The 25,439-nt window shown below is 58.3% G+C and carries 27 protein-coding genes, 1 tRNA gene and 2 pseudogenes; 5 read left to right on the top strand and 25 right to left on the bottom strand.

What is annotated here, in order from left to right:
* Nucleotides 1-67: 67 nt before the first annotated feature.
* Nucleotides 68-311, top strand: a pseudogene (locus ACQKEK_RS13640) (serine O-acetyltransferase); the annotation flags it as partial.
* A gap of 4 nt (nt 312-315) precedes the next feature.
* Here the strand turns inward: ACQKEK_RS13640 and der are convergent.
* The 19 genes from der to trmJ all read right to left on the bottom strand — a co-directional run bounded on the left by der (nt 316) and on the right by trmJ (nt 16,892).
* The gene (der, locus tag ACQKEK_RS13645) at nt 316-1,794 is read right to left on the bottom strand and encodes a ribosome biogenesis GTPase Der (protein WP_499143150.1); all 1,479 of its coding nucleotides are present in this window, start codon (nt 1,792-1,794) and stop codon (nt 316-318) included.
* A 106-nt stretch (nt 1,795-1,900) separates the two neighbouring features.
* On the bottom strand, nt 1,901-3,049 hold the full coding sequence (bamB, locus tag ACQKEK_RS13650) for an outer membrane protein assembly factor BamB (RefSeq protein ID WP_499143152.1): 1,149 nt from the start codon (nt 3,047-3,049) through the stop codon (nt 1,901-1,903).
* Nucleotides 3,050-3,053: 4 nt separating this feature from the next.
* Nucleotides 3,054-3,695, bottom strand: coding sequence for a YfgM family protein (locus tag ACQKEK_RS13655; RefSeq protein WP_499143154.1), 642 nt, complete (start codon nt 3,693-3,695; stop codon nt 3,054-3,056).
* A 40-nt stretch (nt 3,696-3,735) separates the two neighbouring features.
* Nucleotides 3,736-5,019, bottom strand: coding sequence for a histidine--tRNA ligase (gene hisS, locus ACQKEK_RS13660; RefSeq protein WP_499143156.1), 1,284 nt, complete (start codon nt 5,017-5,019; stop codon nt 3,736-3,738).
* A gap of 14 nt (nt 5,020-5,033) precedes the next feature.
* A complete protein-coding gene (gene ispG / locus ACQKEK_RS13665) occupies nt 5,034-6,146 on the bottom strand; it encodes a flavodoxin-dependent (E)-4-hydroxy-3-methylbut-2-enyl-diphosphate synthase (protein ID WP_499143158.1) in 1,113 nt (370 codons plus the stop codon).
* A 2-nt stretch (nt 6,147-6,148) separates the two neighbouring features.
* Complete coding sequence (locus tag ACQKEK_RS13670) at nt 6,149-7,138, bottom strand: RodZ domain-containing protein (RefSeq protein ID WP_499143160.1); 990 nt, start codon at nt 7,136-7,138, stop codon at nt 6,149-6,151.
* Nucleotides 7,135-7,893: a type IV pilus biogenesis/stability protein PilW gene (gene pilW / locus ACQKEK_RS13675; RefSeq protein ID WP_128118851.1), complete on the bottom strand. Its 759-nt coding sequence runs from the start codon at nt 7,891-7,893 to the stop codon at nt 7,135-7,137. The genes ACQKEK_RS13670 and pilW overlap by 4 nt, the downstream gene beginning before the upstream one ends.
* An 11-nt stretch (nt 7,894-7,904) precedes the next feature.
* Nucleotides 7,905-9,053 carry a dual-specificity RNA methyltransferase RlmN gene (gene rlmN, locus ACQKEK_RS13680; protein ID WP_499143162.1) on the bottom strand — a complete coding sequence of 383 codons (1,149 nt, stop codon included), beginning with the start codon at nt 9,051-9,053 and terminating at the stop codon, nt 7,905-7,907.
* Between the two features lie 20 nt (nt 9,054-9,073).
* Nucleotides 9,074-9,505 (bottom strand): nucleoside-diphosphate kinase, encoded by a 432-nt coding sequence (gene ndk / locus ACQKEK_RS13685; protein WP_021209485.1) that lies wholly within the window; start codon nt 9,503-9,505, stop codon nt 9,074-9,076.
* Between the two features lie 162 nt (nt 9,506-9,667).
* Entirely contained in the window at nt 9,668-9,865 is a 198-nt protein-coding gene (gene iscX / locus ACQKEK_RS13690; protein WP_045425251.1) for a Fe-S cluster assembly protein IscX, read from the bottom strand.
* Nucleotides 9,866-9,868: 3 nt separating this feature from the next.
* Nucleotides 9,869-10,207, bottom strand: a complete 339-nt coding sequence (gene fdx / locus ACQKEK_RS13695) for an ISC system 2Fe-2S type ferredoxin (protein ID WP_045425250.1) — start codon at nt 10,205-10,207, stop codon at nt 9,869-9,871.
* Nucleotides 10,208-10,212: 5 nt separating this feature from the next.
* Nucleotides 10,213-12,075: a Fe-S protein assembly chaperone HscA gene (hscA, locus tag ACQKEK_RS13700; RefSeq protein ID WP_128118848.1), complete on the bottom strand. Its 1,863-nt coding sequence runs from the start codon at nt 12,073-12,075 to the stop codon at nt 10,213-10,215.
* A gap of 41 nt (nt 12,076-12,116) precedes the next feature.
* Complete coding sequence (gene hscB, locus ACQKEK_RS13705) at nt 12,117-12,638, bottom strand: co-chaperone HscB (protein ID WP_128118847.1); 522 nt, start codon at nt 12,636-12,638, stop codon at nt 12,117-12,119.
* A gap of 7 nt (nt 12,639-12,645) precedes the next feature.
* Entirely contained in the window at nt 12,646-12,969 is a 324-nt protein-coding gene (gene iscA / locus ACQKEK_RS13710) for an iron-sulfur cluster assembly protein IscA (protein ID WP_045425245.1), read from the bottom strand.
* A gap of 10 nt (nt 12,970-12,979) precedes the next feature.
* The gene (iscU, locus tag ACQKEK_RS13715) at nt 12,980-13,372 is read right to left on the bottom strand and encodes a Fe-S cluster assembly scaffold IscU (protein ID WP_045425243.1); all 393 of its coding nucleotides are present in this window, start codon (nt 13,370-13,372) and stop codon (nt 12,980-12,982) included.
* 47 nt (nt 13,373-13,419) lie between these two features.
* Nucleotides 13,420-14,634, bottom strand: a complete 1,215-nt coding sequence (locus tag ACQKEK_RS13720; RefSeq protein WP_499143165.1) for an IscS subfamily cysteine desulfurase — start codon at nt 14,632-14,634, stop codon at nt 13,420-13,422.
* Between the two features lie 30 nt (nt 14,635-14,664).
* On the bottom strand, nt 14,665-15,156 hold the full coding sequence (gene iscR / locus ACQKEK_RS13725) for a Fe-S cluster assembly transcriptional regulator IscR (protein WP_019341070.1): 492 nt from the start codon (nt 15,154-15,156) through the stop codon (nt 14,665-14,667).
* A gap of 183 nt (nt 15,157-15,339) precedes the next feature.
* Nucleotides 15,340-16,116 (bottom strand): serine O-acetyltransferase, encoded by a 777-nt coding sequence (gene cysE / locus ACQKEK_RS13730; RefSeq protein WP_128118845.1) that lies wholly within the window; start codon nt 16,114-16,116, stop codon nt 15,340-15,342.
* Entirely contained in the window at nt 16,116-16,892 is a 777-nt protein-coding gene (gene trmJ, locus ACQKEK_RS13735) for a tRNA (cytosine(32)/uridine(32)-2'-O)-methyltransferase TrmJ (protein ID WP_499143167.1), read from the bottom strand. The genes cysE and trmJ overlap by 1 nt, the downstream gene beginning before the upstream one ends.
* A gap of 152 nt (nt 16,893-17,044) precedes the next feature.
* Between trmJ and suhB the strand changes: the two genes are divergently transcribed.
* A complete protein-coding gene (gene suhB, locus ACQKEK_RS13740; protein WP_045425233.1) occupies nt 17,045-17,860 on the top strand; it encodes a type III secretion system regulator SuhB in 816 nt (271 codons plus the stop codon).
* A gap of 51 nt (nt 17,861-17,911) precedes the next feature.
* Here suhB and ACQKEK_RS13745 read toward each other — a convergent pair.
* The 6 genes and pseudogenes from ACQKEK_RS13745 to queA form a co-directional block, all read right to left on the bottom strand.
* Nucleotides 17,912-18,446 (bottom strand): annotated as a pseudogene (locus ACQKEK_RS13745) (glycine zipper 2TM domain-containing protein).
* Between the two features lie 72 nt (nt 18,447-18,518).
* The gene (gene secF / locus ACQKEK_RS13750; RefSeq protein ID WP_128118842.1) at nt 18,519-19,427 is read right to left on the bottom strand and encodes a protein translocase subunit SecF; all 909 of its coding nucleotides are present in this window, start codon (nt 19,425-19,427) and stop codon (nt 18,519-18,521) included.
* Between the two features lie 12 nt (nt 19,428-19,439).
* Nucleotides 19,440-21,308 carry a protein translocase subunit SecD gene (secD, locus tag ACQKEK_RS13755; protein ID WP_499143169.1) on the bottom strand — a complete coding sequence of 623 codons (1,869 nt, stop codon included), beginning with the start codon at nt 21,306-21,308 and terminating at the stop codon, nt 19,440-19,442.
* A gap of 67 nt (nt 21,309-21,375) precedes the next feature.
* A complete protein-coding gene (yajC, locus tag ACQKEK_RS13760; RefSeq protein ID WP_021209500.1) occupies nt 21,376-21,705 on the bottom strand; it encodes a preprotein translocase subunit YajC in 330 nt (109 codons plus the stop codon).
* Between the two features lie 41 nt (nt 21,706-21,746).
* Nucleotides 21,747-22,862, bottom strand: coding sequence for a tRNA guanosine(34) transglycosylase Tgt (tgt, locus tag ACQKEK_RS13765; protein ID WP_499143237.1), 1,116 nt, complete (start codon nt 22,860-22,862; stop codon nt 21,747-21,749).
* Between the two features lie 14 nt (nt 22,863-22,876).
* A complete protein-coding gene (gene queA / locus ACQKEK_RS13770; RefSeq protein ID WP_499143171.1) occupies nt 22,877-23,926 on the bottom strand; it encodes a tRNA preQ1(34) S-adenosylmethionine ribosyltransferase-isomerase QueA in 1,050 nt (349 codons plus the stop codon).
* Nucleotides 23,927-24,040: 114 nt separating this feature from the next.
* On the opposite strand from queA, the gene ACQKEK_RS13775 reads away from it, so the two are divergent.
* The 3 genes from ACQKEK_RS13775 (at nt 24,041) to ACQKEK_RS13785 (ending at nt 25,377) form a co-directional block, all read left to right on the top strand.
* Nucleotides 24,041-24,127 (top strand) — tRNA-Leu (locus ACQKEK_RS13775).
* A gap of 441 nt (nt 24,128-24,568) precedes the next feature.
* On the top strand, nt 24,569-24,781 hold the full coding sequence (locus tag ACQKEK_RS13780; RefSeq protein WP_499143173.1) for a cold-shock protein: 213 nt from the start codon (nt 24,569-24,571) through the stop codon (nt 24,779-24,781).
* Between the two features lie 98 nt (nt 24,782-24,879).
* Nucleotides 24,880-25,377, top strand: a complete 498-nt coding sequence (locus ACQKEK_RS13785; RefSeq protein ID WP_128118839.1) for an RDD family protein — start codon at nt 24,880-24,882, stop codon at nt 25,375-25,377.
* Nucleotides 25,378-25,439: the final 62 nt, after the last annotated feature.

Raw genomic sequence — 25,439 nt, forward strand, 5'->3', positions numbered from 1 at the left:
AAACAGAATAGCCGATCATGGCGGGCGGATACGAGGGTGTCCGGGCCTGCGGCATTGGCTTCTAGAGTTGGGCAGGACCGGCAAGGTGTGCGGCCACCGGCACCCAAAGGTACGCAGCGGTGTGATGATCGGCGCAGGAGCGAAGATTCTCGGCAATATCGAAAATCGGCGAGGGCGCCAAGGTCGACGCCAGCAGGGTGGTGCTGCAAGCCGTTTCACCACACACGACCGTGGTCGGCAACCCGGCCCGCCAGGGCGTCAAGCCGAGGCATGCACGACAGGCCTTGGACCAGTCGTTCGACGAGACCTGAGAAACTAGCGCTTGTCGCGGCGCTTCTTCTCCGCCTTCTTGTGGTGCGACATGAGACGGCGCTTCTTGTTGACCTGGCGGTCGGTAAGCGTGTTTTTCTTGCCCTCGTAAGGGTTTTCCCCGCCCTTGTACTCGATACGGATGGGCGTACCGACCAGCTTCAAAACGCGTCGGTAGGTGTTTTCCAGATAACGGGTGTAGGACTTGGGGATCGAGTCGACCTGGTTGCCATGGATCACGATCAGCGGCGGGTTGGCGCCGCCCAAGTGCGCGTAACGAAGCTTGATCCGGCGGCTGGCAACCATCGGCGGCGCATGCTCGCGAACCGCATCTTCAAGGATCTGCGTCAGACGGCTGGTGGGCCATCGAGTCACGGCTGAAGCGAAGGAGGCCTGCACGGACTTGTACAGATTACCGACGCCGGTGCCATGCTTGGCGGAGATGAAGTGGATGTCGGCGAACTCGACGAAGAACAGCCGGCGCTCCAGCTCGGTCTTCACATAGTCGCGCTCACTCGGCTCCATGCCGTCCCACTTGTTCAGCGCAATAACCAGCGCGCGGCCGCTTTCCAGCACGAAACCAAGCAGGTTCAAGTCGTGTTCGACCACGCCCTCGCGGGCATCCATGACGAAAATCACGACGTTGGAGTCCTGGATCGCCTGCAGCGTCTTGACCACCGAGAACTTTTCCACGGCCTCGAAGATCTTGCCCCGGCGGCGCACACCGGCCGTGTCGATCAGTGTGTACTTCGCGTCGTCACGTTCGAAGGGAATGTAGATGCTGTCGCGGGTTGTACCGGCCTGGTCATAAACGATGACCCGTTCCTCGCCGAGCATGCGATTGACCAGCGTCGACTTGCCCACATTGGGTCGGCCGATGATCGCGATCTTGATGCCATCCTTTTCGCTCGGTCCAGGGATGCGCTTGAGCTCTTCTCCTTCGGCAACCGTCTCGCCCTCTTCACCCTCGGCTTCGGCAACTTCGGCGTTGTCCTTGGGGAACATGCCGAGCGCCTGCTCGAGCATATGGGTGATACCACGGCCATGGGCGGCGGCGATCGGCAGGGCGTCGCCCAGGCCCAACGGGCTGAATTCCGCTCGGGCGATATCCGGATCGATGCTGTCGACCTTGTTCGCCACCAGGAAGTGGCGCTTGTTCATCTTGCGCAGGTGCTCGGCAATCATCTGATCGCCAGGCGTCATGCCGGCACGCGCGTCAACCATGAACATCACCGCATCGGCCTCTTGCATGGCTTGCAGGGACTGCTCGGCCATCTTGGCGTCGATGCCCTCCTCATCGCCGGTCAGACCACCAGTGTCGATGACGATGTAGGTGCGGCCCTGCCATTTGGCCTCGCCATACTGGCGATCACGGGTCAGACCGGCATATTCCGCGACAATGGCGTCACGGCTTTTGGTCAGACGATTAAACAGGGTGGACTTGCCAACGTTCGGGCGACCCACCAGGGCGATTACGGGAACCATACGGCTCTCCACTGCGATATTTCAGAAAACACGAAGGCCGCTGCAAGGCAGCGGCCGAATATTTGTTGTTCCGTCTGGACGGAACAAGGTACATGGCGCGAGGCTGTCAATCCGCCTGGCGAATAGTCATCGCGACAAGCTTGCCATCGTTGCCGTAGGCATACAGCCAGTCACCTTCGACCACGGGTCGAGCTCGCACCCCGGCGCTATCGACGCGAGTTCGCGCGACGAAACGCCCATCAACCTGGCTGAGGAAGTGCAGATAGCCCTCCTTGTCTCCCACCACGACGTAGCTAGAAAAAACCGCCGGGGCGGAAAGCTGCCGACGTAGCAGCGAATCGTTGCTCCATAGCACGGTCGTCGATCGCTCATCGATGCCTAGCACCGTGCCGTCGGCTTGGCTCACGTAGACACTGCCATACCCCATCGCAAGGCCGGTCGCGGTGGACGCATCGCGTTGCCAGAGAATCCGACCGCTTTCGAGATCCAACGCTGCGGCGCGGCCCTGGAAGGAAGCGACATACAAGGTTCCGCCTGAAAGAAGCAACCCGCCGTCGATATCGACTACGCGTTCAAGTTCGGAACGACCTTGTGGAATGGCGACCCGCTGCTCCCAGATCGGTAATCCGCGACGGGTGTCCAGCGCCACCACCTTTCCACTGGAAAGGCCGGCGATCGCCAGTTCATTGGTCAGCAGTGGCGCTCCAGTACCCCGTAGCGTCAGCACCGCCGGCGAGCTTTCGTAACTCCAACGTTGCGCTCCGGTGTCGATTTCGAGCGCAATGACGCGATCATCCTGAGTCTGAACCACCACGACATCGCCGTTCACGGCAGGCGCAGCAAGTACCTCGCTGCTGACCTGGCTGCGCCAACGTTCTTCGCCGGTCGAAACATCCAGCGCCAACACTTCACCCCGTAGCGTACCGACCAGAACCAGACCATAGCCAGCGCCCACTGCACCCGAGATCGGGACCTCCAGGTCGTTCTTCCAGTTGACCTTGCCGGTCGTACGGTCCATTGCCACGACCAACCCTTCAACGTCGGCAGCAAATATCTCGTTACCGTAGACAACGGGAGTCAGCAGATTATAGGTCTCGCCCTGGCCATCGCCGATGGAGCGGCTCCACTGTTCTTTCAGCTGGATTTCAGCGTCAAACTTGACCAGTTCGGCGGGCTCGGGTTCTTTCTTGTCATTGCTGCTGCAACCCGCCGCCAGGACGGCCAGGGTCAGCAATGCTGCAGTTTTCCAACGCATCAATTCACGCCTCTCCACGAGCCAGATCGTCAAGTTTCAGCTGCAGGCCACCAATTGCAGCATCCTGCGACAGCAATTCTTTCGCCTTGGAATAGGCAGCGTGGGCCTCGTCAGGACGCTCAAGCTTGACCAGCAGATCACCCCGCAACTCTTCGCGGCTGGCGGCAAATGCTTCAACCGCGTCGCCTTCCAAGAGTGCGAGCCCTTCTTCAGCCTTGTCCTGAGCCGCCAGAATACGGGCCAAACGTTGGCGAGCCAGCTCTTCCAGAGTTTTGTCGGAAGGCTTGTCCAGCACCGCCTGCAACTCTGTTGCGGCCTCGTCGAGACGTCCGGACTCCACCGCCACCTTGGCGACGAAGAGGCTGCCGTACTGAGCGTAGTGAGAGCCTGCAAATTCTTTCTGCAGCAGATTGCCCAATCGCGAGACCTCGGCGGTATCTGCTTTACCTTCTTCCAACGCGGCATTCAGCAACTGCTGGTAGATCGTCGAGGCGCTCTGGGCCTGATTGAGCTGGTGCTTCTGCCAGAACTGCCAGCCAAATACCAGCACCAGAGCAAGCGCGCCCCCCATCAGCAATGGTTTGCCGTTCCGCTGCCACCATTCCTTGATTTGCGCCAGTTGTTCTTCTTCGGTACCCGAGGTCACACTGTCACTCCTTACATTCGCTGAAATCGGACCTGTTTGCTCACGCCAAACAGGCAGCCAGACACTCGGGCAGAGCATCCCAGGCAATGCTTTGTTGCTCGCTATCGTCGCGCAGCGGCTTGCAACCTACCACGCGACCGGCCAGTTCGTCGTCACCCAGAATCAGTGCGAACCGGGCGCCGCTCTTGTCAGCTTTCTTGAACTGACTCTTGAAACTCCCGCCGCCCGCGTTGACCAGCAAGCGCAGGCCGGGCAACGCATCGCGCAATCGCTCAGCCAGGCCGAGTGCAGCCAGTTCGGACGCCTCACCGAAGGCACAGATGTAAGCATGGGCCGGCTGATCAAGCTCCTCAGGCACCAATTCGAGCGTCTCGAGTAGCAACACCAGACGCTCGATGCCCATGGCGAAACCTACGCCCGGCGTCGGCTTGCCGCCAAATTGAGTGACAAGCCCGTCATAGCGACCACCCGCACAAACGGTACCTTGCGAGCCCAGTTTATCGGTCACCCACTCGAACACGGTCCGGCCGTAGTAATCCAGGCCCCGCACCAGCTTGGGATTGATCTGGTAGTCGATTCCTGCCACTTCGAGACGGGCCTTGAGGCCTTCGAAGTGTGTACGAGACTCTTCGTCGAGATAATCATGCAAGGTCGGCGCATCGGCGAGCAGTGCTTGGGTCTGAGCATTCTTGCTGTCGAGAATACGCAGCGGGTTGCTCGTCAGACGGCGCTGGCTGTCTTCGTCGAGTTGCTCGAAATGCTGCTGCAGGTACGCCACCAATGCGTCCCGATAGGTCGCCCTCGCCTCGCTGGAACCTAAGCTGTTCAGCTGCAAGCTGACTGCACCGGATAGGCCAAGCTTCTTCCAAAGTCGAGCCGTAAGCACGATCAGCTCGGCATCGATATCCGGTCCGGGCTGATTGAACACCTCAACGCCGATCTGGTGAAACTGACGATAGCGGCCTTTCTGCGGCTTTTCATAGCGGAACATGGGCCCTGCGTACCAGAGTTTCTGTACCTGCCCGCCCCCAGTCATGCCATGCTCAAGCACCGCGCGCACGCAACCGGCAGTGCCCTCTGGACGCAGCGTCAGTGATTCCTCGTTACGGTCCAGGAAGGTGTACATTTCCTTGTCGACCACGTCGGTGCCCTCACCGATTCCACGGGCGAACAGATCGGTGAACTCAAGAATCGGCAGACGAATCTCGCTGTAACCGTAGCTATCGAGCAGCTGTGCGAAGGTCGTCTCGAGGTAGCGCCAGACCGGCGTCTGGGCCGGCAGAATATCGTTCATGCCACGAATGGCTTGCAGGGACTTGCTCAATTCGTTTCCTTAGTTCAGCTGCGCAGAATCAGCGCAGCGTCAGTCTCAGCCTTCTCGGTGGCCTTGCGGCGAATCAACTGTTCCAGTTCATCGACCAGATTTTCATTGTTCAGCTTCTGCGCTGGTTTCCCGTCGATATATATAAGGTTGTTCGGCGTGCCACCCGTAAGACCTATGTGTGCTTCCTTGGCTTCTCCGGGTCCATTCACAACGCAGCCGATCACCGCGACGTCCATAGGCACAAGCAAATCATCAAGCCGGCCCTCAAGCTCGTTCATGGTCTTGACCACGTCGAAGTTCTGGCGCGAGCAACTCGGGCAGGCGATGAAATTGATCCCGCGTGAACGTAGACGCAGCGACTTGAGAATGTCGAAACCAACCTTGATTTCTTCTACCGGGTCGGCTGCCAGCGAAATCCGGATGGTGTCGCCGATGCCTTCCGCGAGCAACATGCCCAAACCTACCGACGACTTCACCGTACCAGAACGCAAGCCACCGGCTTCGGTAATGCCCAAGTGCAAAGGCTGCTCGATTTTGTCAGCCAAGAGACGGTAGGCAGCCACAGCCATGAACACGTCAGAGGCCTTAACGCTGACTTTGAAATCGGGGAAGTTCAGCCGGTCGAGATGTTCGACATGACGCAACGCAGATTCCACGAGCGCTTCCGGTGTTGGCTCGCCGTACTTCTTCTGCAGATCCTTTTCCAACGAACCGGCATTGACGCCAATGCGGATCGGGATGCCGCGGTCCCGCGCAGCTTCGACGACGGCACGGACACGGTCTTCGCGACCGATATTTCCCGGGTTGATGCGCAGGCAATCGACGCCAAGCTCGGCGACGCGTAGAGCGATCTGATAGTCGAAATGAATGTCTGCCACCAACGGCAAACTGACACGCTGCTTGATCTTGCCAAACGCCTCAGCCGCTTCCATCGAAGGCACCGACACACGCACGATGTCAGCTCCGGCATTCTTCAACCGCTCGATCTGCGCAACCGTGGCATCGACGTCGCAGGTTTCGGTATTGGTCATGCTCTGCACGGCGATAGGCGCATCGCCGCCGACCGGTACGTTGCCTACCCAGATTTTTCGAGTAGGCCGACGCTTGATAGGGGACTCACTATGCATGATTACTGTCCGAGCTTGAGACGCGCAGTCTCGCCGCGCGTTTTGCCAGAAAGACTGACGGCTTCACCGTTGAAGCTGACCTGCACACCAGACGCAAAGCCCAGATGCAGATCTAGCGGGGTTTCACCGACCAGGGTGCGACTACTCCCAGCCTTGGCCAGGCCGCTGTAGAGAACTTCGCCGTTCGCATCGGTAACCCGTGTCCAACAATCCGCCGTGTAGTCCAAGGTCAACCGGCCCTCCCCCGGTGCGACCGCCTCCACCTCGGCGACCTGGGCTGGCGTCGCGTCGGCCTCAGCAATGGTCGGCGCCTCACTGGACGGTGCAGTCTCGTCCTGCTGCATTGGCATTCCAGCTGCCGTTTCGACTGCCGGCTGCGCATCTGATTGCAACGTTTCGGTGCTGGCTACCTTGGCCTCGTCGCTGGTTTCCGATGGAATCGGGTTAACCGGTTCCTCGATCAGGGGCTCAACAGCCTCCTCAGCTCGGTCGAGCAGATGAATCTCGGTGGTACCGTCTGCAGCCTCGACCTCAATTCGCTCAAGCGCGGAGACCGACGGGCCCGACTCGGTACGAGCCGAGCGATCCTGCCACCACAAGAATGCACCTACGCCGATTACCAGCGTCAGGATGAAGGTAAAGAAGCGCACCATGCTGCGCGATAGGCGCACGGGCTGATCGATGTGGCCGAGGCTATTGACGCTGCTGCCGGTTGCATCCGTACCGGTATGTTGGTCGAACTGCTGTACCAGACGATTCTGGTCCAGGTCTAGAAGCTTGGCGTAAGCACGAACGTAACCGCGGGCAAATGTGTGACCAGGCAGCTGACTGAAGTCACCCGCCTCGATCTGGGTGAGCGATCGTTCCGACAGATTAAGCTGCTTGGCTACCGAAGAGAGAGACCAGTTTTTGCCTTCGCGCGCGGCGCGTAACGTTTCGCCAGGGTTGGCCAGGGCCGTCGGGGCAGCGGCTTCAGAATGGGGCGCTATCATCGTTGCTCCGAAAGAAACTGTTGATATTCAGGCGTCCCCGGATACAGGCGCTTGAGCTGCAAACCCAGGCTTGCCGCCTGATCGCGGTCCTGATGGATTTTCGCCAAACGGATGCCCAGCAACAGACTGCGGGCATTCTGCTCAGAAAGACTGCTGAAACCGTCGTAGTAGCGTTTTGCAGGAACGTACTGCTTGTCTTCATACGCCATCATGGCCAGTTCGAGCAGTGCGCGTGGTTGCCGGCTGTCGAGGCGCAGGGCGCGAGTGAAATAGGTTTCGGCCTGCTCTCGCTGACCGAGCATCAATGCGGTCATGCCCATGTTCTGAAAGACATGGGAGCGCCCAGAATAGAGATTATCTTCGGCGGCCTTTGCGAAACGTTCCATCGCTTCGGGGTAGCGCTTCTGCTCGAAAAGAAAGCTGCCGTAGTTATTGAGGATACGGGCGTCGCTATTGCCAGACAGGGCCTTGCGGTAGTGCTCATCTGCCAACTGAGTTTCCATCTCGTTTTGGAATACCAAGGCCAATGCCGCGTGGGCATCTGCACTGTTTGGATCCAGCTCGAGCGCTTTGCGTAGCGGAGATTTGGCACGAGAAGCCTCGCCTTGCTGCAAATAACCGATGCCAAGCTGAATATAGGCATCTCGCGCTTCGTCGCGACCTTCAGAGGTACGCATCGGATTTACCGACCCGGAAGATACGCAGCCAACCATTAGGCTGGCGAGCACAAACAGCAGCGCGACGCGCAAGGTCATCAAAATCCCCCTCAGGAACGGTTCGTAGCAATGGGCGCCGTCACTGGCTCGGATTGCAGCTGGCGCACTGCGATGTAGCGCTCGCTTCGGCGTGTTCTATCCAATACCTGCCCGACTAGCTGGCCGCAGGCGGCATCGATATCCTCACCGCGAGTGGTACGCACCGTTACATTGTGCCCGGCTTTGTGCAGGATGTCCTGAAAACGACGGATCGCATTGTTGCTCGGCCGCTCATATCCCGAATGCGGGAAGGGGTTGAAGGGAATCAGGTTGATCTTGCAGGGGATTTTCGCCAATAAGGCGATCATCTGCTCCGCATGTTCAGGCTGATCGTTGACGCCCTGCAGCAATGTGTATTCGATCGTTAGAACACGCTTTTCGCCCAGATTGGAAATATAGCGCTGACAAGCCGCGAGCAGCATCTCCAGTGGGTATTTCTTGTTGATCGGCACCAACTGATCACGCAATTCATCGTTCGGTGCGTGCAGTGACAGCGCCAGCGACACATCGATGACCTTGGACAGCTCCTCGATCATCGGCACCACGCCTGATGTCGAAAGTGTCACCTTGCGCTTGGATATACCGTATCCGAGGTCGTCCATCATGATTTGCATGGCGGCGACGACATTATCGAAGTTCAGCAAGGGCTCGCCCATGCCCATCATGACGACATTGGTAATGGCGCGATCAACCTTCGCCGGTATCGTGCCGAACGACCTGTTGGCAATCCACACCTGACCGATCACCTCGGCAGCGGTGAGGTTGCTGTTGAAACCTTGCTTGCCCGTCGAGCAGAAACTGCAATCCAACGCGCAGCCAGCCTGGGAGGAAACGCAGAGCGTGCCACGCCCACCCTGGGGAATATAGACGGTCTCCACACAGCTACCCGAAGCCACCCGCACCACCCATTTTCGGGTGCCGTCGGTGGAAATGTCTTCGCTTACAATTTCGGGGCCGCGGATCTCGGCAGAGGCCTTGAGCTTTTCGCGCAAGGCCTTGCCAATATTGCTCATGGCATCGAAGTCATCGACGCCAAAGTGGTGAATCCATTTCATGACCTGACCGGCACGAAAGCGCTTCTCCCCTATTGAATCGAAGAAGCTTTCTAACTGAGGCTGGGTCAGCCCCAGCAGATTTACTTTACCGGTAATCGGAGTCATCTGGATTCACCTTCGCCTGATCAGCGAATGCGGGCACACACTTCGGTGGCAGAGAAGAAGTAGGCGATTTCGCGAGCGGCGGACGCCTCGGAGTCGGAACCATGAACAGCGTTCTCATCGATGGAGACCGCGAAATCGGCGCGGATAGTGCCAGGAGCGGCTTCCTTCGGGTTGGTAGCGCCCATCAGCTCACGGTTTTTGGCGATCGCGTCTTCACCCTCTAGAACCTGAACGATGACCGGACCAGAAACCATGAAAGCGACCAGATCTTTAAAGAAACCGCGCTCGCTGTGCTCGGCATAGAAACCGCCCGCTTCACGCTCGGACAATTGGACCATCTTCGAAGCGACGACGCGCAGACCAGCCTTCTCGAAACGAGAGGTGATTTCACCGATAACATTCTTGGCGACGGCGTCAGGCTTGATGATGGAGAAAGTGCGTTGCAGGGCCATTTGAAACTCCATAAGACGATAGGTTAAAGCGAACAAGTAAACCCGCGAATTATACGCGGGTCAGGACGAAAAATATAAGGGTAGCCTCAAGCCTGAAGTTGACCACCATAAGCAGTCAGCACCGGTTGATTCTGTAACAGTGTCCAGCGGGCGGCGTGTGATCTAGGCTTCTTCGATCCAGGCCGCTTGTATGGCTTCCAGAACCTTTTCGCCGCCGCGCGTCGGATCGTCAGAAAAACCTGGTAGCTCGACAACCCAACGATGCAGTTCGACGAAATTCACGTAGCGGGGATCCACGTCAGGCTTGCGCTCAGCCAGTTCAATCGCGATATCCAATACGTCAGACCATTTAAGCGCCATGACTTAATGACCTTCGGACACTTGATTGATGGTGTATTTCGGAATCTCGACCACCAGGTCGATATCCGCGACCGCAGCCTGACAGGACAGCCTGGAGGTAGGCTCGAGCCCCCACGCTTTGTCCAACATGTCATCTTCTAGCTCGTCGGAGGCCTCCAGAGAAGCAAAGCCCTCACGGATCACTACGTGGCAGGTCGTGCAGGCACAGGACTTTTCACAAGCATGCTCGATATCGATGCCATTTCGCAGCGCAGCGTCGAGCACCGTTTCACCGGGCTGAGCATCTACTACCGCCCCTTCCGGACAATGGTCGGCATGAGGCAGGAAAACAATCTGCGGCATCTGGTTCAATCCTCGATATCGTTAAGCCGCCGCCCGGCCAACGCGGCCTTGACGGTGGAATCTAGTCGGCGTGCTGCAAAAGCATCGGTAATCTGGCTAAGACGCTTGACCTGGCGTTCGATGGCGAGACCATCCTGACTATCAAGAAGCCCACGCAATTCGTGCACCTGCGACTTGATCGCCGCGCGCTCGTCATCATCCAGCAAACGCTCGCCATCAACCGCCAATGCCGCCTCAACCGCCTCGAGCAAACGCTGCGCATCAACCAACTGCTCACGAAGCGCTCTGGCCGTTTTGTCTTCACTGGCCTTATGAAACGAATCTTCCAACATGCGAGCAATCTCGCCATCGGTCAGCCCATAAGACGGCCTCACCTGGATACTCGACTCGACGCCGGACGCCAGCTCACGCGCCGAAACGCTGAGCAGGCCGTCCGCATCGACCTGGAAGGTGACACGGATCTTCGCCGCCCCGGCCACCATTGGTGGGATGCCCCGCAGCTCGAAGCGAGCCAAAGACCTGCAATCGGCAATAAGCTCACGCTCGCCCTGCAGCACATGAATCATCATGGCCGTTTGGCCGTCTTTGTACGTGGTGAACTCCTGGGCTCGGGCGACCGGAATGGTGGTATTGCGCGGAATGATCTTTTCCATCAGACCGCCCATTGTCTCCAACCCGAGCGACAGAGGGATCACATCCAGCAACAACAGCTCCTCTCCATCGCGATTGTTGCCGGCCAGCGTCTCAGCCTGGATTGCTGCACCGATCGCGACCACCTGATCGGGATCGATATCGGTCAGCGGATCCTGGCCAAACATCTCTCCAACCCGCTCACGAACCCGCGGCACACGAGTGGAGCCGCCAACCATGACCACCGCATGGACCTCTTCCAGCTCTACAGACGAATCACGCAGCGCGCGCCTGCACGACTTGAGACTGCGAGCGATCATCGGATCGATGAGTTCGTTGAACATGGCACGTGTCAGAACGCCCTGCCAACCGGCGTAGCGCACTTCGACAGCTTCGGTTTCGCTGAGCTGCTCCTTGGCATCACAGGCAATTTTCAGCACTTCACGCTGGGTGCCCGGATCGAGATCCTGTGAGGCACCAGCCTTAGCCAGAATCCAGCCGGCAACCGCATGATCGAAGTCATCCCCACCTAGCGCGGTATCGCCACCAGTAGCCAGCACCTCGAACACACCCTTGGTCAGACGTAGGATGGAAATATCGAAGGTGCCGCCGCCCAGGTCGTAGATCGCCACGACCCCTTCAGCTTCGCGGTCTAAACCATAGGCAACGGCGGCGGCGGTAGGCTCGTTAAGCAGGCGCAGCACGTTGAGATTAGCGAGACGCGCAGCATCCTTGGTCGCTTGACGTTGCGCATCATCGAAATATGCCGGCACCGTGATCACCGCACCGACCAGCTCGCCCCCCAATACTGCCTCCGCACGTTCACGCAACGCGCGAAGAATCTCCGCAGAAACCTCTACCGGGCTTTTGGCGCCCTGCACCGTCTCGATGAAAGGCATCTGTGATTGCCCCTCACTGAATCGATACGGCAGTTGCCCACCCAGTTGCTTCACATCACCAATACCGCGCCCCATCAAACGCTTGACGGACAGGATGGTATTCAACGGATCGCTGGCCGCAGCAGCTTTCGCCGTCCGCCCCACCTCAACCTGAGCGCTGTGATAACGTACCGCGGACGGCAAAATCACCTCTCCATCAGCATCAGCCAACGGTGCCGTAACGCCACTACGCAGAGCTGCAACGAGTGAATTGGTAGTGCCCAGGTCTATGCCAACCGCCAGGCGACGCTGGTGAGGTTGCGGGCTTTGTCCGGGTTCAGCTATCTGAAGTAAGGCCATGTCTGTCTGATATCGGGCGCAGCGCCAGGCGCTACGCGGGGTTAATCGTCGAGGCGCTCTTCTAACTGGCGCACTTCCTGGGACAGCTTGTCGAGGAACTGCATCCGGCGCACCAGCCGTTCCGCCTCCTCGCGCTGCGACTCATCCCGCCAGATGCCGGCGAAAGAATCATTGAGATTTTGCTGAGCCGCTTTGAGGCGAGCCTTGAAGGAAGCTATGCCTGCGATATCCGCATCGTCTTGCAACTCCTCGAGCTCTTCGCGCCACTGCATCTGCTGCATAAGGAAAGCGGGATCCTGAACGGTTGCCTCCAACGGCATCTCGCGACCCTCGAGCGTCAGCAGGTAGCGAGCCCGACGCGACGGGCTCTTCAGGGTCTGATAGGCCTCGTTCAGATTCGTCGAGCGCTCGATTGCGTAACGCTGCTCGGCCTCACCGCCGTCAGCAAACCGGTCGGGATGAACCTTACGCGCCAGCTCGCGATAACGAGACGACAGCATCCCCGGATCGATATCGAATGTCGGCTGCAGCTCGAACAGCGCGTAGTGACAGGGAGTTCCCACAGCGTCCTCAGATGTTGAAGCTTTCGCCGCAGCCGCATTCGCCACGCACGTTAGGGTTGTTGAACTTAAAGCCCTCGTTCAGCCCCTCGCGGACAAAGTCGAGCTCCGTCCCGTTGAGGTACACGAGGCTCTTCGGATCGATGATCACCTTCACGCCATGGCTGTCGAAGACCGAGTCCTCTGCAGCTGCTTCGTCGACGAACTCAAGCACGTAAGCCAAGCCGGAACAGCCGGTGGTACGTACGCCCAACCGGACCCCAAGCCCCTTGCCGCGCCCCTCCAGAGAACGGCGCACGTGATCGGCAGCAGCGGTTGTCATGCTGATAGCCATCGATACCTCCTTAGGCCTGCGGCAACCCTTTTTTCTCACGATAATCGCGAACGGCCGCCTTGATGGCGTCTTCTGCCAGTACCGAGCAATGTATTTTAACCGGCGGCAGCGCCAGCTCTTCAGCAAGCTGGGTGTTCTTGATTGTTTCGGCCTCCTCCAGTGTCTTGCCCTTCATCCACTCAGTGGCGAGAGAGCTGGAAGCGATGGCCGAACCACAACCATAGGTCTTGAACTTGGCATCTTCGATCACGCCCTGCTCGTTAACCTTGATCTGCAGGCGCATCACATCGCCACACGCCGGAGCACCGACCATGCCGGTGCCGATTGAAGGATCCTCAGCGTCGAACTTGCCGACGTTGCGGGGATTTTCGTAATGGTCAATGACCTTGTCACTGTATGCCATGGTGCAATCCTCATTGAATCAGGCTATGCGGAACTCGACGGTTCGAATCAGTGGGCTGCCCACTCGACCTGCGAAATATCGACGCCATCCTTGAACATGTCCCACAAGGGTGAAAGCTCACGCAGTTTCGTTACCGCCTCGCTGACTTTCTGCGCGGCGTAATCGACTTCCTCTTCGGTGGTGAAGCGGCCGAAAGTGAAACGGATCGAGCTGTGTGCCAGTTCGTCATTGCGACCCAGCGCGCGGAGTACATAAGACGGCTCCAGCGAAGCAGAGGTACAGGCCGAACCAGAGGAAACCGCCAGATCTTTGAGCGCCATGATCAGCGACTCGCCTTCGACGTAGTTAAAACTCAAGTTCAGATTGTGCGGCACCCGAGCGGTCATACTGCCATTTACATACAGTTCTTCCAGGTGCTCGAGCTGCTTGAAAAAGCGGTCGCGCAGCCGAGTGATACGCTCGTTTTCTGCGGTCATTTCTTCTTTGGCAATGCGGAACGCCTCACCCATGCCGACCGACTGATGCGCCGCCAACGTGCCCGAGCGCATACCGCGCTCATGCCCACCGCCATGCATCTGCGCTTCCAGACGTACACGCGGCTTGCGCCGCACATACAGAGCACCGACGCCTTTGGGACCGTAGGACTTGTGAGCAGAGAAGGACATTAGATCGACCTTCATCTTCTCCAGATCGATCTCCACCTTCCCAGTCGACTGAGCGGCATCCACGTGGAACAGAACACCACGCGAGCGGGTGAGCTCGCCGATGGCGGCAATATCATTGATCGTCCCGATCTCGTTGTTCACGTGCATGATGGACACCAGCACGGTGTCATCGCGTAACGCTGCTTCGACCATTGCTGGCGTGATCACGCCGTCTTCGCCTGGCTCAATGTAGGTTACCTCGAACCCTTCACGCTCGAGCTGGCGAGCCGTATCCAGAACGGCCTTGTGCTCGATCTTGCTGGTTACGATGTGCTTGCCCTTGGACGCATAGAAGTGCGCTGCGCCTTTGATTGCCAGGTTATCCGACTCAGTCGCGCCAGAGGTCCAGACGATTTCGCGAGGATCAGCATTGACCAACTCGGCGACCTGACGGCGCGCATTCTCGACGGCTTCCTCGGCTTTCCAGCCAAAGGCGTGAGAGCGCGACGCCGGATTACCAAAGTTGCCTTCGGCAGTCAGACATTCGACCATCTTCTCGGCGACGCGAGGATCGACCGGTGTAGTAGCGGAGTAATCCAGGTAAATCGGCAACTTCATCAGGTATCTCCTATCAGGCTGTCGTCCTGCTCATTCGATGGCGGACGCTTCAATCTTATCCAGTTGCGGAGTCTGGCCATTGGCGCGGCGCATATCCTGGCGCAGAGCCACTTCCTGAACCTCCCGGCGCATCACCAGATCCGCCAGACTGATGCCACTCAAAAATTCATGGATCTGCTGACTCAAGTCGCACCAGAGATGATGGGTCAGACAGGTATCTCCCGAATGACAATCACCCAGCCCCTGGCAACGTGTTGCATCTACCGACTCGTTGACCGCGTCGATAACTTGCGCGACCTGGATGCCCGCCATCTCGCGCGAGAGCTGATAGCCACCACCTGGCCCACGAACACTGGTCACCAGGCTGCCACGACGCAGCTTGGCAAACAGCTGTTCAAGATAGGAAAGCGAAATGCCTTGCCGCTCGGAAATATCCGCAAGGGACACCGGCCCGTGTTGCGCATGCAGCGCAAGGTCGAGCATCGCAGTGACGGCGTAACGGCCTTTGGTAGTCAATCGCATCGGTTCGCACCAAGCATCATGGTTTGAGGCAAGTATGCAATACCCGACTATTTAGATCAACTATAAGCCCCATTAAATCACTCGGACTTTAGCCGCATGATGCTGATCTCTACGGGGCGAGACTCCACTGACTTGCCCGCAGACAGGGATTCATCATAACAGCACGCCCGCCCTACCGCACTGTCAGGAGCGGGGCTCTTCGCCAGCCCGCTTGACCTCAGCAAAATCCTCCTCGCGCAGCTCGGGCATCTGCTTTGCGCAATAATCGCTACCAAGTGCGGTCAACGCCTTACACATACCATCCATGCGCTCCTCGACTGCCTGAACATGATCGAGCAACTGGCCGATAGCACGCGCTACCGGATCCGGCATGTCCTCGGTCACACCGTATGCATCGAAACCGATCTTCTCTGCGATGGCCTTGCGCTTGGCCTCTTGCTCGTCATTGGACTTGGCAATAACCCGGCCCGGAATACCGACCGCGGTAGCGCCGGCCGGAACCGCACGAGTCACTACTGCATTGGACCCGATCTTGGCGCCTGCACCCACCGTGAACGGGCCAAGAATTTTCGCCCCTGCCCCAACGATTACCCCATCCTCAAGTGTTGGATGACGTTTGCCCTTGCTCCAACTTGTACCGCCCAAAGTCACCCCATGGTAGAGCGTCACATCATCGCCGATCTGCGCCGTCTCACCGATGACGATGCCCATCCCGTGATCGATAAAGAAACGCCGTCCTATCTGCGCGCCCGGATGGATCTCGATGCCCGTCAGCCAACGCGCCAGATTTGAATTCATCCGCGCCAGCCACTTGCAGTCGTTCACCCAAAGCCAGTGAGACACCCGGTGAAACCAGACAGCATGCAGACCCGGATAACAAGTGATGACCTCGAATGCGTTACGCGCTGCCGGATCGCGATGGAAAACGCTCTGGATATCTTCGCGCATGCCTTCGAACATCAATCACTTCTCCGCTTGTGGGGTTCGCCGCGGACGGCCTTCTGGGTTTCGGTAAGGATTCCGCGCAGAATATTCATCTCCAGCTTGCTTATACCGCTACGGCCGTAAAGCCTGCGCAGGCGAGGCATGAGATGCCGGGGTTTCTGGGGATCGAGGAAGCCGATTTCGACCAAGGTCTGCTCTAGATGACCGTAATAGAGCTCGAGCTCATCGGCCGTAACCGGCTCAGTGTCAAGCATCGAGGTTGTTTCGAGCTTCTCCTGCTTGGTCGGCTGATTGTTCGCCGCCAGCCAGGCCATGCGCACTTCATAAGCGATCACCTGCACCGCAGCAGCCAGGTTTAACGAACTGAAGTCAGGATCTGATGGGATATGCACATGGTACTGGCAACGCTGAAGCTCTTCGTTTGTAAGCCCGGCGTATTCCCGCCCAAACACCAACGCAACCTCACCGCCCCGCTCGACCTGCTCAAGACAGACAGTGCCTGTTTCGCGCGGATCCAGCAGCGGCCAAGGTATGCGCCGATCACGCGCACTGGTGCCCAGCACGAGACTGCATCCCACCAACGCCTCCTCTAGAGTCGTAACGATCTCCGCGGAGTCAAGAATATCGGTTGCACCCGAGGCCCGAGCGACGGCGTTCGGACTCGGAAAATCCTCCGGATCCACCAGCACCAAGCGGGACAAGCCCATATTCTTCATGGCACGGGCCGCACCCCCGATATTCCCGGCGTGACTGGTATTGACCAACACCACGCGAATGCTCTGTAGCGACACGGTTTTTTCTCTATCAGGAAGCAGACCGAAAGCTTACAGGAAGGATCCGCAGCTTCGCCATTAACCGTCTGAACGAGTCCTTGCCGAGCAACATGCCGCATAGGTTTCTGATAGAATTGCCGGCTTTCTTTAAACGACCAGGTATTTGATCGATGCAGCCCATGCTGAATATCGCGCTGCGCGCCGCCCGTAGCGCTGGCGAAATGATTGTTCGTTCCACCGAGCGCCTGGACGTGATCTCGGTTAGCGAAAAGGACGCGCGCGATTACGTCTCGGAAATCGACCGCACAGCCGAACAACTGATCGTTGCTGCGCTGCGCAAAGCCTATCCAAACCACGGAATCCTTGGCGAGGAAGGCGGACAGCTGGAAGGCAGCGGGGACGGCAAAGATTACCTCTGGGTGATCGACCCGCTGGACGGCACTACCAACTTCCTACGCGGCGTACCTCACTACGCAGTCAGCATCGCTTGCAAATACCGTGGTCGCCTCGAACACGCCGTGGTGATCGACCCGGTTCGCCAGGAAGAATTCACTGCCAGCCGGGGCCGTGGTGCTGCACTCAACGGGCGTCGCCTGCGCGTCAGCGCGCGGAAAAGTCTGGAGGGCGCACTCCTTGGCACGGGATTCCCGTTCCGCGACAGCCAGCTGGATAACCTCGATAGCTATCTCAATATGTTCCGAAGCCTGGTAGGCCAAACTGCAGGGCTTCGCCGCGCCGGGGCGGCCAGTCTTGATCTGGCCTACGTCGCAGCCGGTCGCTATGACGCGTTCTGGGAGTTCGGCCTGTCCGAATGGGACATGGCCGCCGGCGCGCTATTGATTCAAGAAGCTGGCGGCTTGGTCAGTGATTTCAGCGGCAGCCATGAATATCTGGAGAAAGGCCAGATCGTCGCGGGCAATACCAAGTGCTTCAAGGCGGTACTAACCGCCATTCAGCCTCATCTGACTCCAGCATTGAAGCGGTAACCACAATCCCCCCCCAAAGAAAACGCCCTACTGGGCGTTTTTTATGTCCTCTCACTGCCGCGTCAGCACCAGCTGGCCATCATGGACCGGAATTCTCTGACCAGGGTCGCGATCCATCCGAACCTGCCCAGACTTGCCCTCGAGATCGTACTTCACGTCGTATCCGACGATTTTCTCATGGCTATCGGTGACCGTACTGCAGCGAGTTTCCGTTGTGCTATAGGTGTCATTCGCCTGCATGCGGCCTTGCACCTGATTGCCAGCGTAGCCACCGCCTACGGCTCCAGCTACCGTGGCAATCTTCTTGCCATTGCCGCCGCCAACCTGGTTACCGAGCAGCCCACCAACGACCGCACCGACGGCCGTGCCAGCAATACGATTGCTGTCCTGCACGGGCCTCTGGCGCGTGACCGTCACGTCCTTGCACACCTCACGAGGCGTCTGGATGGTCTCCTTGACTGGCCGCACGGCCAGCACGCTGGCAAACTCAGGCCCTCGATCGACCAAGGTGTAGGTTGCAAAGGCACCACCTGCGCTCACCACAACCGCCCCCAAGAACAGCACCCACCAGCATCGACTTGTTCACTGCGTCTTCCTTCTTCTACGGGCGAGGCCCGCGGCGGCGCGTTGGACCTGCTGCGCCGCGAGAAGTTCGGAATCAGGGGAGCTCGTCCACCTCTTCGACAACAGGGGGGATGAGATCTTCACGCGTCAGATTCAGCCACACCAGCAACATGCCAGCCACGTAGACGGATGAGTAGGTACCAGCACCGACCCCAATCAGCAGAGCCAGCGAGAACCCCCACAGATTCTCGCCACCGAAAAACATCAACGATCCTACTGCAAGCAGTGTGGACACGGAGGTAGCAAGGGTGCGCAGCAATGTTTGGGTGGTGGATATATTGATGTTCTCGAGCAACTCCGCCTTACGCAGCATGCGGAAGTTTTCCCGGATTCGGTCGAAGATGACGATGGTGTCGTTCAACGAATAACCGATCACTGCCAACACCGCCGCCAGCACCGTCAAATCAAAAGAGATCTGGAACAGGGAAAACACTCCCAGCACCAGAATCACGTCATGGAACAACGACAGCACGGCGCCAAGGCCAAACTTCCACTGAAAGCGGAATGCGACATAAACCAGAATGCCGCCGAGGGCAAGCAACATGCCCAGACCACCCTGATCCCGCAGCTCTTCACCCACCGCTGGCCCAACGAACTCGACTCGCTTAACCGTTACAGCACTGCCCGCCTCGCCACCTCTCAACGCTTCGGCAATGCGCTCGCCCAGCAGCGGATCATCGCCAGGCATGCGCACCAGGACGTCAGTGGTGGCACCAAAGCTCTGAACTACCGCCTCATTGAAACCGGAACCAGCTAGCTGAGAGCGCACCTGATCAAGAGCGATCGGCTGCTCGTACGACAGCTCAATCAGCGTGCCGCCAGTGAAATCCAGACCAAAATTGAGTCCTTTCACCGCCAGACTAGCTAGGGACACAAGCGTGAGCACTACGGTCAGGGCAAACGCCACGTGACGTACGCCCATGAAATTAATTACGCGTTTCATCGTGCTAGCCCCTTAAATCCACAACTTCTTGAGATCACGGCCACCGTAGATCAGGTTGACCATGGCGCGAGTCACGATGACGGCGGTGAACATGGAAGTCATGATCCCTAGCGAGAGCGTAACGGCGAACCCCTTGATCGGGCCGGTACCCATTGCGAACAGGATGCCCCCGACCAGGAGGGTCGTCAGGTTCCCGTCAACGATCGCCGAAAATGCCCGATCGAAGCCCTCATGAATGGCACGCTGCACCGACATGCCGTTGGCAATTTCCTCCCGGATACGCGAGAAAATCAGCACGTTGGCGTCAACCGCCATGCCCATCGTCAACACGATACCGGCGATACCCGGAAGCGTCAGCGTGGCACCCAGCATCGACATCAAAGCCGTCAGCACGATCATATTGAACAGCAGCGCGACCGTAGCCAGCACCCCGAAAAACTTGTAGATCAGCACCATGAACACCGCGACGAAAAGGAAGCCCCACATCGCCGCCTCAACACCGAGCTGGATGTTTTCGGCGCCGAGGCTCGGACCGATGGTGCGCTCTTCGGCAAAGTACATTGGCGCGGCCAGGCCACCGGCACGAAGCAGCAATGCCAGCTCGGACGACTCGCCTTGGCCGTCCAGACCCGTGATACGGAACTGACTACCCAGCGGCGACTGGATGGTCGCCAAGCTGATGACCTTCTTCTCCTCTTGGAAAGTCTCGACGCGAACTTCCTGCTCAACACCGTCAACCATCTGCTTGACGTAGCGAGTAGTAGGCCGCTGCTCGATGAACACCACTGCCATGCTGCGCCCGACATTATTGCGAGTGGCACGATTCATCAGATCGCCACCATGGCCATCCAGGCGGATGTTGACCTGGGGCCGGCCATTCTCGTCATAGCTGGCCTGAGCGTCGGTAACCTGGTCGCCGGTAATAATCAGGTTGCGCTCAAGCTGGACAGGCGGACGCCCCTCCTCACGAAACTCAAAGCTCTCTGTTGTTGCACGGGCAGCATCGGCTTCGGCGGCCAGCCGAAACTCGAGGTTGGCGGTCTTGCCCAGAATACGCTTGGCTTCGGCGGTATCCTGTACACCTGGAAGCTCAACGACGATGCGGTTGGCACCCTGACGCTGAACCAGCGGCTCGGAAACGCCCAGTTCATTGACCCGGTTACGGACCGTGGTCAGGTTCTGCTTGATCGAATATTCACGAATTTCGGCTAGCTTGGCCTCGGTAATCGCTAAGCGCAGTACCTGCTGGCCATTACGCTCAGTGGAGGTCAGCTCGAAATCGTTGAAGTTCTTGCGAATCAGAGACTGGGCAGCAGAAAGCGTGGCCTCGTCAGCGAAACCGAGCTGCACAGCATTTTCCAGCTGAGGGAGGCTGCGATAGCGCACGCGCTCCTTGCGCAACAGACTCTTGACCTCGCCTTCGTACACGTTGAGGCGGGTCTCGATGGCTTTTTCCATGTCGACTTCGAGCAGGAAATGCACACCGCCAGACAAATCCAGGCCTAGCTTCATCGGGCTTGCACCCAAATCGCGTAGCCACTCAGGGGTCGTGGGCGCGAGATTGAGCGCAACCACGTAAGCATCGCCCAGCGCCCGACGCACTACGTCCTTGGCAGGCAGCTGATCGTCCTGATCGGTCAATCGCAACAGGCCGCCCCGCCCCTGCTCGTCCAGGTTCGCCGACTTGACCTCGATACCGGCTTCGGCAAGTGCCTTGCTGGCACGATCTAGATCGGCTTCAGTGACATTGAGCGAAGTCGCAGCGCCAGTGATCTGCACCGCAGGATCATCTGGATAAAGGTTGGGTGCCGAATAAATGAAGGCAATGCCAAGCACTACCACTATCAGCAGGTATTTCCAGAGGGGGAATCTATTGAGCATGACGCAGCCCGTCTAATGACGCGGGGCGCCTTGCGCGCCCCGTCGTTGGTGTTGAGTAGAAGTCAGCTCAGATGGCCTTCAGAGTGCCCTTGGGCAGCGTTGCGGCGATCGCCACCTTCTGGAACTTCAGCTCCACCGAGTCGGAGACCTCGATCACGACAAAGTCATCGGAAACTTTGGTGACCTTGCCAGCGATACCACCGGAAGTTACCACTTCGTCGCCCTTCTGCAGGCCGCCGATCAGGTTCTTATGCTCTTTGGCGCGCTTGGCCTGCGGGCGCCAGATCATCAGATAGAAAATGACCAGAAAGCCGACCAGGAACAGCCACTCGAAACCGCTACCAGCGGGACCAGCGGCAGCCTCTTGAGCATAGGCGGCGGGAATCAGAAAGCTCATGTAGCACTCCTGTTGCAGAGATCAGTTTAGTTATGGATTCGTCACGCAAGCGGCGGCGTTGGCAGGCCACGCTTGGCATAGAAGGCGTCGACAAAGGCCGCCAATGTACCCTGTTGGATAGCGTCGCGTAAACCAGCCATCAGGCGCTGGTAGTGCCGCAAGTTGTGGATGGTATTGAGCATACTGCCCAACATTTCGCCGCATTTATCCAGATGGTGCAGATAGGCCCGAGAGAAGTGTTTGCAGGTGTAACAATCACAACCGGCATCCAGTGGAGAATCGTCGTAGCGGTGCGAGGCGTTGCGGATCTTGACCACCCCGACATCGGTAAACAAGTGTCCGTTTCGCGCATTGCGGGTCGGCATCACGCAATCGAACATGTCCACACCGCGGCGCACACCCTCAACGAGGTCTTCTGGCTTGCCGACGCCCATCAGATAACGCGGCTTGTCCGCCGGCATCAGTGGCGGCAGAAAGTCGAGCACGCGGATCATCTCCTCTTTCGGCTCCCCGACAGAGAGCCCGCCGATCGCCAGTCCGTCAAAGCCGATCTCGCACAGCCCTTCTAGTGAGCGCTTGCGCAGCGACTCGTGCATACCGCCTTGCACGATACCGAAGAGGGCAGCTGGACTGTCGCCGTGAGCGTCCTTGGAGCGCTTGGCCCAGCGCAGCGACAACTCCATCGAACGCCGCGCGACGTCTTCGTCGGCCGGATAGGGAGTGCACTCATCAAAGATCATCACGATGTCCGAGCCAAGATCACGCTGCACCTGCATCGACTCTTCTGGCCCCATGAAAACCTTGGCCCCATCCACCGGCGAAGCGAAATAAACCCCCTCTTCCTTGATCTTGCGCATCGCACCCAGGCTGAACACCTGGAAGCCACCGGAGTCAGTAAGGATCGGGCCCTGCCACTGCATGAAATCATGCAGATCTCCGTGCGCCTTGATCACTTCGGTACCAGGTCGCAGCCACAGGTGGAAGGTATTGCCGAGGATCATCTGCGCCCCGATCCCTTCAATGTCACGCGGCAGCATGCCTTTCACCGTGCCATAGGTACCCACTGGCATGAACGCCGGGGTTTCCACGCTGCCACGCGGGAAGGTCAGACGCCCGCGGCGCGCCCGCCCCTCGGTCGCGAGCAGTTCGAAAGACATGTGGCAGGTACGACTCATTGGGAATCCTCGGGGCCGCGCGGGGCCGGATTGCGAGTGACGAACATGGCATCACCGTAGCTGAAAAAGCGATAACCCTTGGCAATAGCCTCGGCATAGGCGGCCATCGTTTCTGGATAGCCAGCGAACGCGGACACCAGCATCAAGAGGGTTGACTCAGGCAGATGGAAGTTAGTGACGAGCGCATCGACAACATGAAACGGCTTGCCAGGGTAGAGAAAGATGTCGGTATCGCCACTGAATGGCTTGAGCACACCGTCGCGCGCAGCACTCTCAAGCGATCGGACACTGGTGGTACCGACGGCCACTACCCGCCCACCGCGAGCATGGCAAGCCGCCACGGCATCGACAACACCCTGGTCGACCTCGAGCCATTCGCGATGCATATGGTGCTCTTCGATACGATCAACACGCACCGGCTGAAAGGTGCCGGCACCTACGTGCAGCGTGACAAACGCACTCTCAACACCTTTGTCACGTAGAGCCGCCAGCAACTCCGTATCGAAATGCAATCCCGCCGTTGGCGCAGCAACTGCGCCTGCCCGTTGCGCATACACCGTTTGGTAGCGTTCCCGGTCTGCCACGTCGTCCGGCCTATCGATGTAGGGGGGCAATGGCATATGGCCGACGCGCTCGAGCAACGGCAGCACGTCTTCCTCGAATTCCAGCTCAAACAACGTATCTTGCCGCGCCAGCATCAGCGCCTCGCCGCCCCCATCAATATGAATTCTGGCGCCTGCCTTGGGCGACTTACTGGAGCGGATATGCGCCAGCACCCGACGACCGTCGAGTACGCGCTCGATAAGCACCTCGACTTTGCCGCCAGTGTCTTTCTGGCCGAACAGGCGCGCCGGAATGACCCGCGTGTTGTTGAACACCATCAGGTCGCCGGGACGCAAGTAATCGAGCAACTGGACGAAACCATGGTGACCCAAAGAACCGGTCGGACCATCGAGCGTTAGCAACCGACTGGCACGACGCTCGGCCAAAGGATGTCGGGCAATTAGCGAATCGGGGAGATCGAAGGAAAAAGCAGAGACTTGCATTGAAAAGTTCAGCACGGGGCATCAGGGGCGCAAAGCTTAGCGGAAACACCTCATTCTGACCACGACAGACGATTGACCGCTTCGCAATGCATCCCTATACTGCGCCACCACTGTGCCTCGATGGCGGAATCGGTAGACGCAGCGGATTCAAAATCCGCCGTTGGTAACAACGTGAGAGTTCGAGTCTCTCTCGAGGCACCATTATCAGTGACCAGAGGCAGCTAGTACTTCTGGTGAAGGGGAACCGCAGCTGAACAGCGGCTTCATCCCTAGAACAGGCCAACAGCAGCCTGCCGAAGCAAGCCTTACGCATCATTGAAATGCAGATTCGCACTGGCGAAAGAAACCGCTGGCTGCATCGGCTGAATCAAACTGCGATAACACGAATTTCGGCAACACCAACAGCACTGAAAGCACCGCTTGCAGTGGGCTAATTCTATGGCTCCAAAGGGCTTGGCATCGCCCAGCGAGTTATCGTAGAGTGTGCCCACTGTGTTTGCATGGGTCGCTGTTGAATCGTGGCCTGATGCAGTAGATCTTCAGATCCGCTACATCCGTTCGACTCTTTACTCCTTGCAACCAGTTTCCGCTTTCTGCACATGCAGAGGCGCTTCCACTATTGAGTTTCAAGGATACAAAGCTATGTCGAATCGTCAGAACGGTACCGTCAAGTGGTTTAACGACGAGAAAGGTTTTGGTTTCATCACTCCCGAAAGCGGTCCGGATCTGTTCGTGCACTTCCGCGCGATCGAAGGCAACGGCTTCAAGAGCCTGAAAGAAGGCCAGAAGGTCAGCTTCGTAGCTGTACAAGGTCAAAAGGGCATGCAGGCTGACCAGGTTCAACTCCAGGAATAAGCCCCGCCCCGAAAAGCCCCTGATGGCGACATCAGGGGCTTTTTTATGCGCGCGTTTCCGTAGAATGCGCGACTGCCTTTCCTCGAGAGACAACATTCATGCGCAACCATCCGCTCAGCCCGCAGGGCCCGTTTCCTGCCGCCGGCCTGATTCGTAGACTCGCGGCTCTGTTCTACGATGCTTTCCTGTCGATTGCCCTGATGATGGTGGTCACGCTGCTCTATCAGCAGGTGATCTTGCGCTTCTTTTACGGTAGCGAAGCACTCAAGGCCGTGGCGGAATCAGGCGGTCTGGATAGAGACCCGATCCTCGCGACACTAGTGTTTTTCACGCTATTCGCATTCTTTGCCAAATTCTGGACGCATAACGGTCAGACGCTCGGCATGCAGGTCTGGGGGGTGCGCATCCAGAACTCCGATGGCAGCGCCATCGACCTGTGGCAGGCCCTGTTGCGCTTCCTGATTGCGATCATGTCCTGGCTTGCCCTGGGATTGGGCTATTGGTGGATGCTCTGGGACAGGCAACACCGGACTTGGCACGACATTTACTCGGAGAGCCAAGTCGTGCAGCTACCGAAAAACATCCATAAGAAATAGCCTTAAGCCTGGAATCAATCGCGCTCCCCTGCGCGACTGAGACAGCTAGAGGCGTGGAGCTT

This window comes from Pseudomonas sp. NPDC077408 (genome assembly GCF_050269105.1).
In the GTDB taxonomy this organism is placed as follows: domain Bacteria; phylum Pseudomonadota; class Gammaproteobacteria; order Pseudomonadales; family Pseudomonadaceae; genus Stutzerimonas.

What these genes read in the sequence shown, in the direction of transcription:
- bamB (WP_499143152.1), bottom strand. Translation starts at nt 3,049, where the DNA reads ATGCGTTGGAAAACTGCAGCATTGCTGACCCTGGCCGTCCTGGCGGCG.
- cysE (WP_128118845.1), bottom strand. Translation starts at nt 16,116, where the DNA reads ATGTTCGAAGGCATGCGCGAAGATATCCAGAGCGTTTTCCATCGCGAT.
- queA (WP_499143171.1), bottom strand. Translation starts at nt 23,926, where the DNA reads ATGCAAGTCTCTGCTTTTTCCTTCGATCTCCCCGATTCGCTAATTGCC.
- hscA (WP_128118848.1), bottom strand. Translation starts at nt 12,075, where the DNA reads ATGGCCTTACTTCAGATAGCTGAACCCGGACAAAGCCCGCAACCTCAC.
- ndk (WP_021209485.1), bottom strand. Translation starts at nt 9,505, where the DNA reads ATGGCCCTGCAACGCACTTTCTCCATCATCAAGCCTGACGCCGTCGCC.
- fdx (WP_045425250.1), bottom strand. Translation starts at nt 10,207, where the DNA reads ATGCCGCAGATTGTTTTCCTGCCTCATGCCGACCATTGTCCGGAAGGG.
- secD (WP_499143169.1), bottom strand. Translation starts at nt 21,308, where the DNA reads ATGCTCAATAGATTCCCCCTCTGGAAATACCTGCTGATAGTGGTAGTG.
- iscU (WP_045425243.1), bottom strand. Translation starts at nt 13,372, where the DNA reads ATGGCATACAGTGACAAGGTCATTGACCATTACGAAAATCCCCGCAAC.
- iscX (WP_045425251.1), bottom strand. Translation starts at nt 9,865, where the DNA reads ATGGCGCTTAAATGGTCTGACGTATTGGATATCGCGATTGAACTGGCT.
- yajC (WP_021209500.1), bottom strand. Translation starts at nt 21,705, where the DNA reads ATGAGCTTTCTGATTCCCGCCGCCTATGCTCAAGAGGCTGCCGCTGGT.
- ACQKEK_RS13720 (WP_499143165.1), bottom strand. Translation starts at nt 14,634, where the DNA reads ATGAAGTTGCCGATTTACCTGGATTACTCCGCTACTACACCGGTCGAT.
- iscR (WP_019341070.1), bottom strand. Translation starts at nt 15,156, where the DNA reads ATGCGATTGACTACCAAAGGCCGTTACGCCGTCACTGCGATGCTCGAC.
- tgt (WP_499143237.1), bottom strand. Translation starts at nt 22,862, where the DNA reads ATGTCTTTCGAACTGCTCGCGACCGAGGGGCGGGCGCGCCGCGGGCGT.
- ACQKEK_RS13780 (WP_499143173.1), top strand. Translation starts at nt 24,569, where the DNA reads ATGTCGAATCGTCAGAACGGTACCGTCAAGTGGTTTAACGACGAGAAA.
- rlmN (WP_499143162.1), bottom strand. Translation starts at nt 9,053, where the DNA reads ATGACTCCGATTACCGGTAAAGTAAATCTGCTGGGGCTGACCCAGCCT.
- suhB (WP_045425233.1), top strand. Translation starts at nt 17,045, where the DNA reads ATGCAGCCCATGCTGAATATCGCGCTGCGCGCCGCCCGTAGCGCTGGC.
- ACQKEK_RS13670 (WP_499143160.1), bottom strand. Translation starts at nt 7,138, where the DNA reads ATGATAGCGCCCCATTCTGAAGCCGCTGCCCCGACGGCCCTGGCCAAC.
- der (WP_499143150.1), bottom strand. Translation starts at nt 1,794, where the DNA reads ATGGTTCCCGTAATCGCCCTGGTGGGTCGCCCGAACGTTGGCAAGTCC.
- pilW (WP_128118851.1), bottom strand. Translation starts at nt 7,893, where the DNA reads ATGACCTTGCGCGTCGCGCTGCTGTTTGTGCTCGCCAGCCTAATGGTT.
- iscA (WP_045425245.1), bottom strand. Translation starts at nt 12,969, where the DNA reads ATGGCTATCAGCATGACAACCGCTGCTGCCGATCACGTGCGCCGTTCT.
- ispG (WP_499143158.1), bottom strand. Translation starts at nt 6,146, where the DNA reads ATGCATAGTGAGTCCCCTATCAAGCGTCGGCCTACTCGAAAAATCTGG.
- secF (WP_128118842.1), bottom strand. Translation starts at nt 19,427, where the DNA reads ATGAAACGCGTAATTAATTTCATGGGCGTACGTCACGTGGCGTTTGCC.
- ACQKEK_RS13785 (WP_128118839.1), top strand. Translation starts at nt 24,880, where the DNA reads ATGCGCAACCATCCGCTCAGCCCGCAGGGCCCGTTTCCTGCCGCCGGC.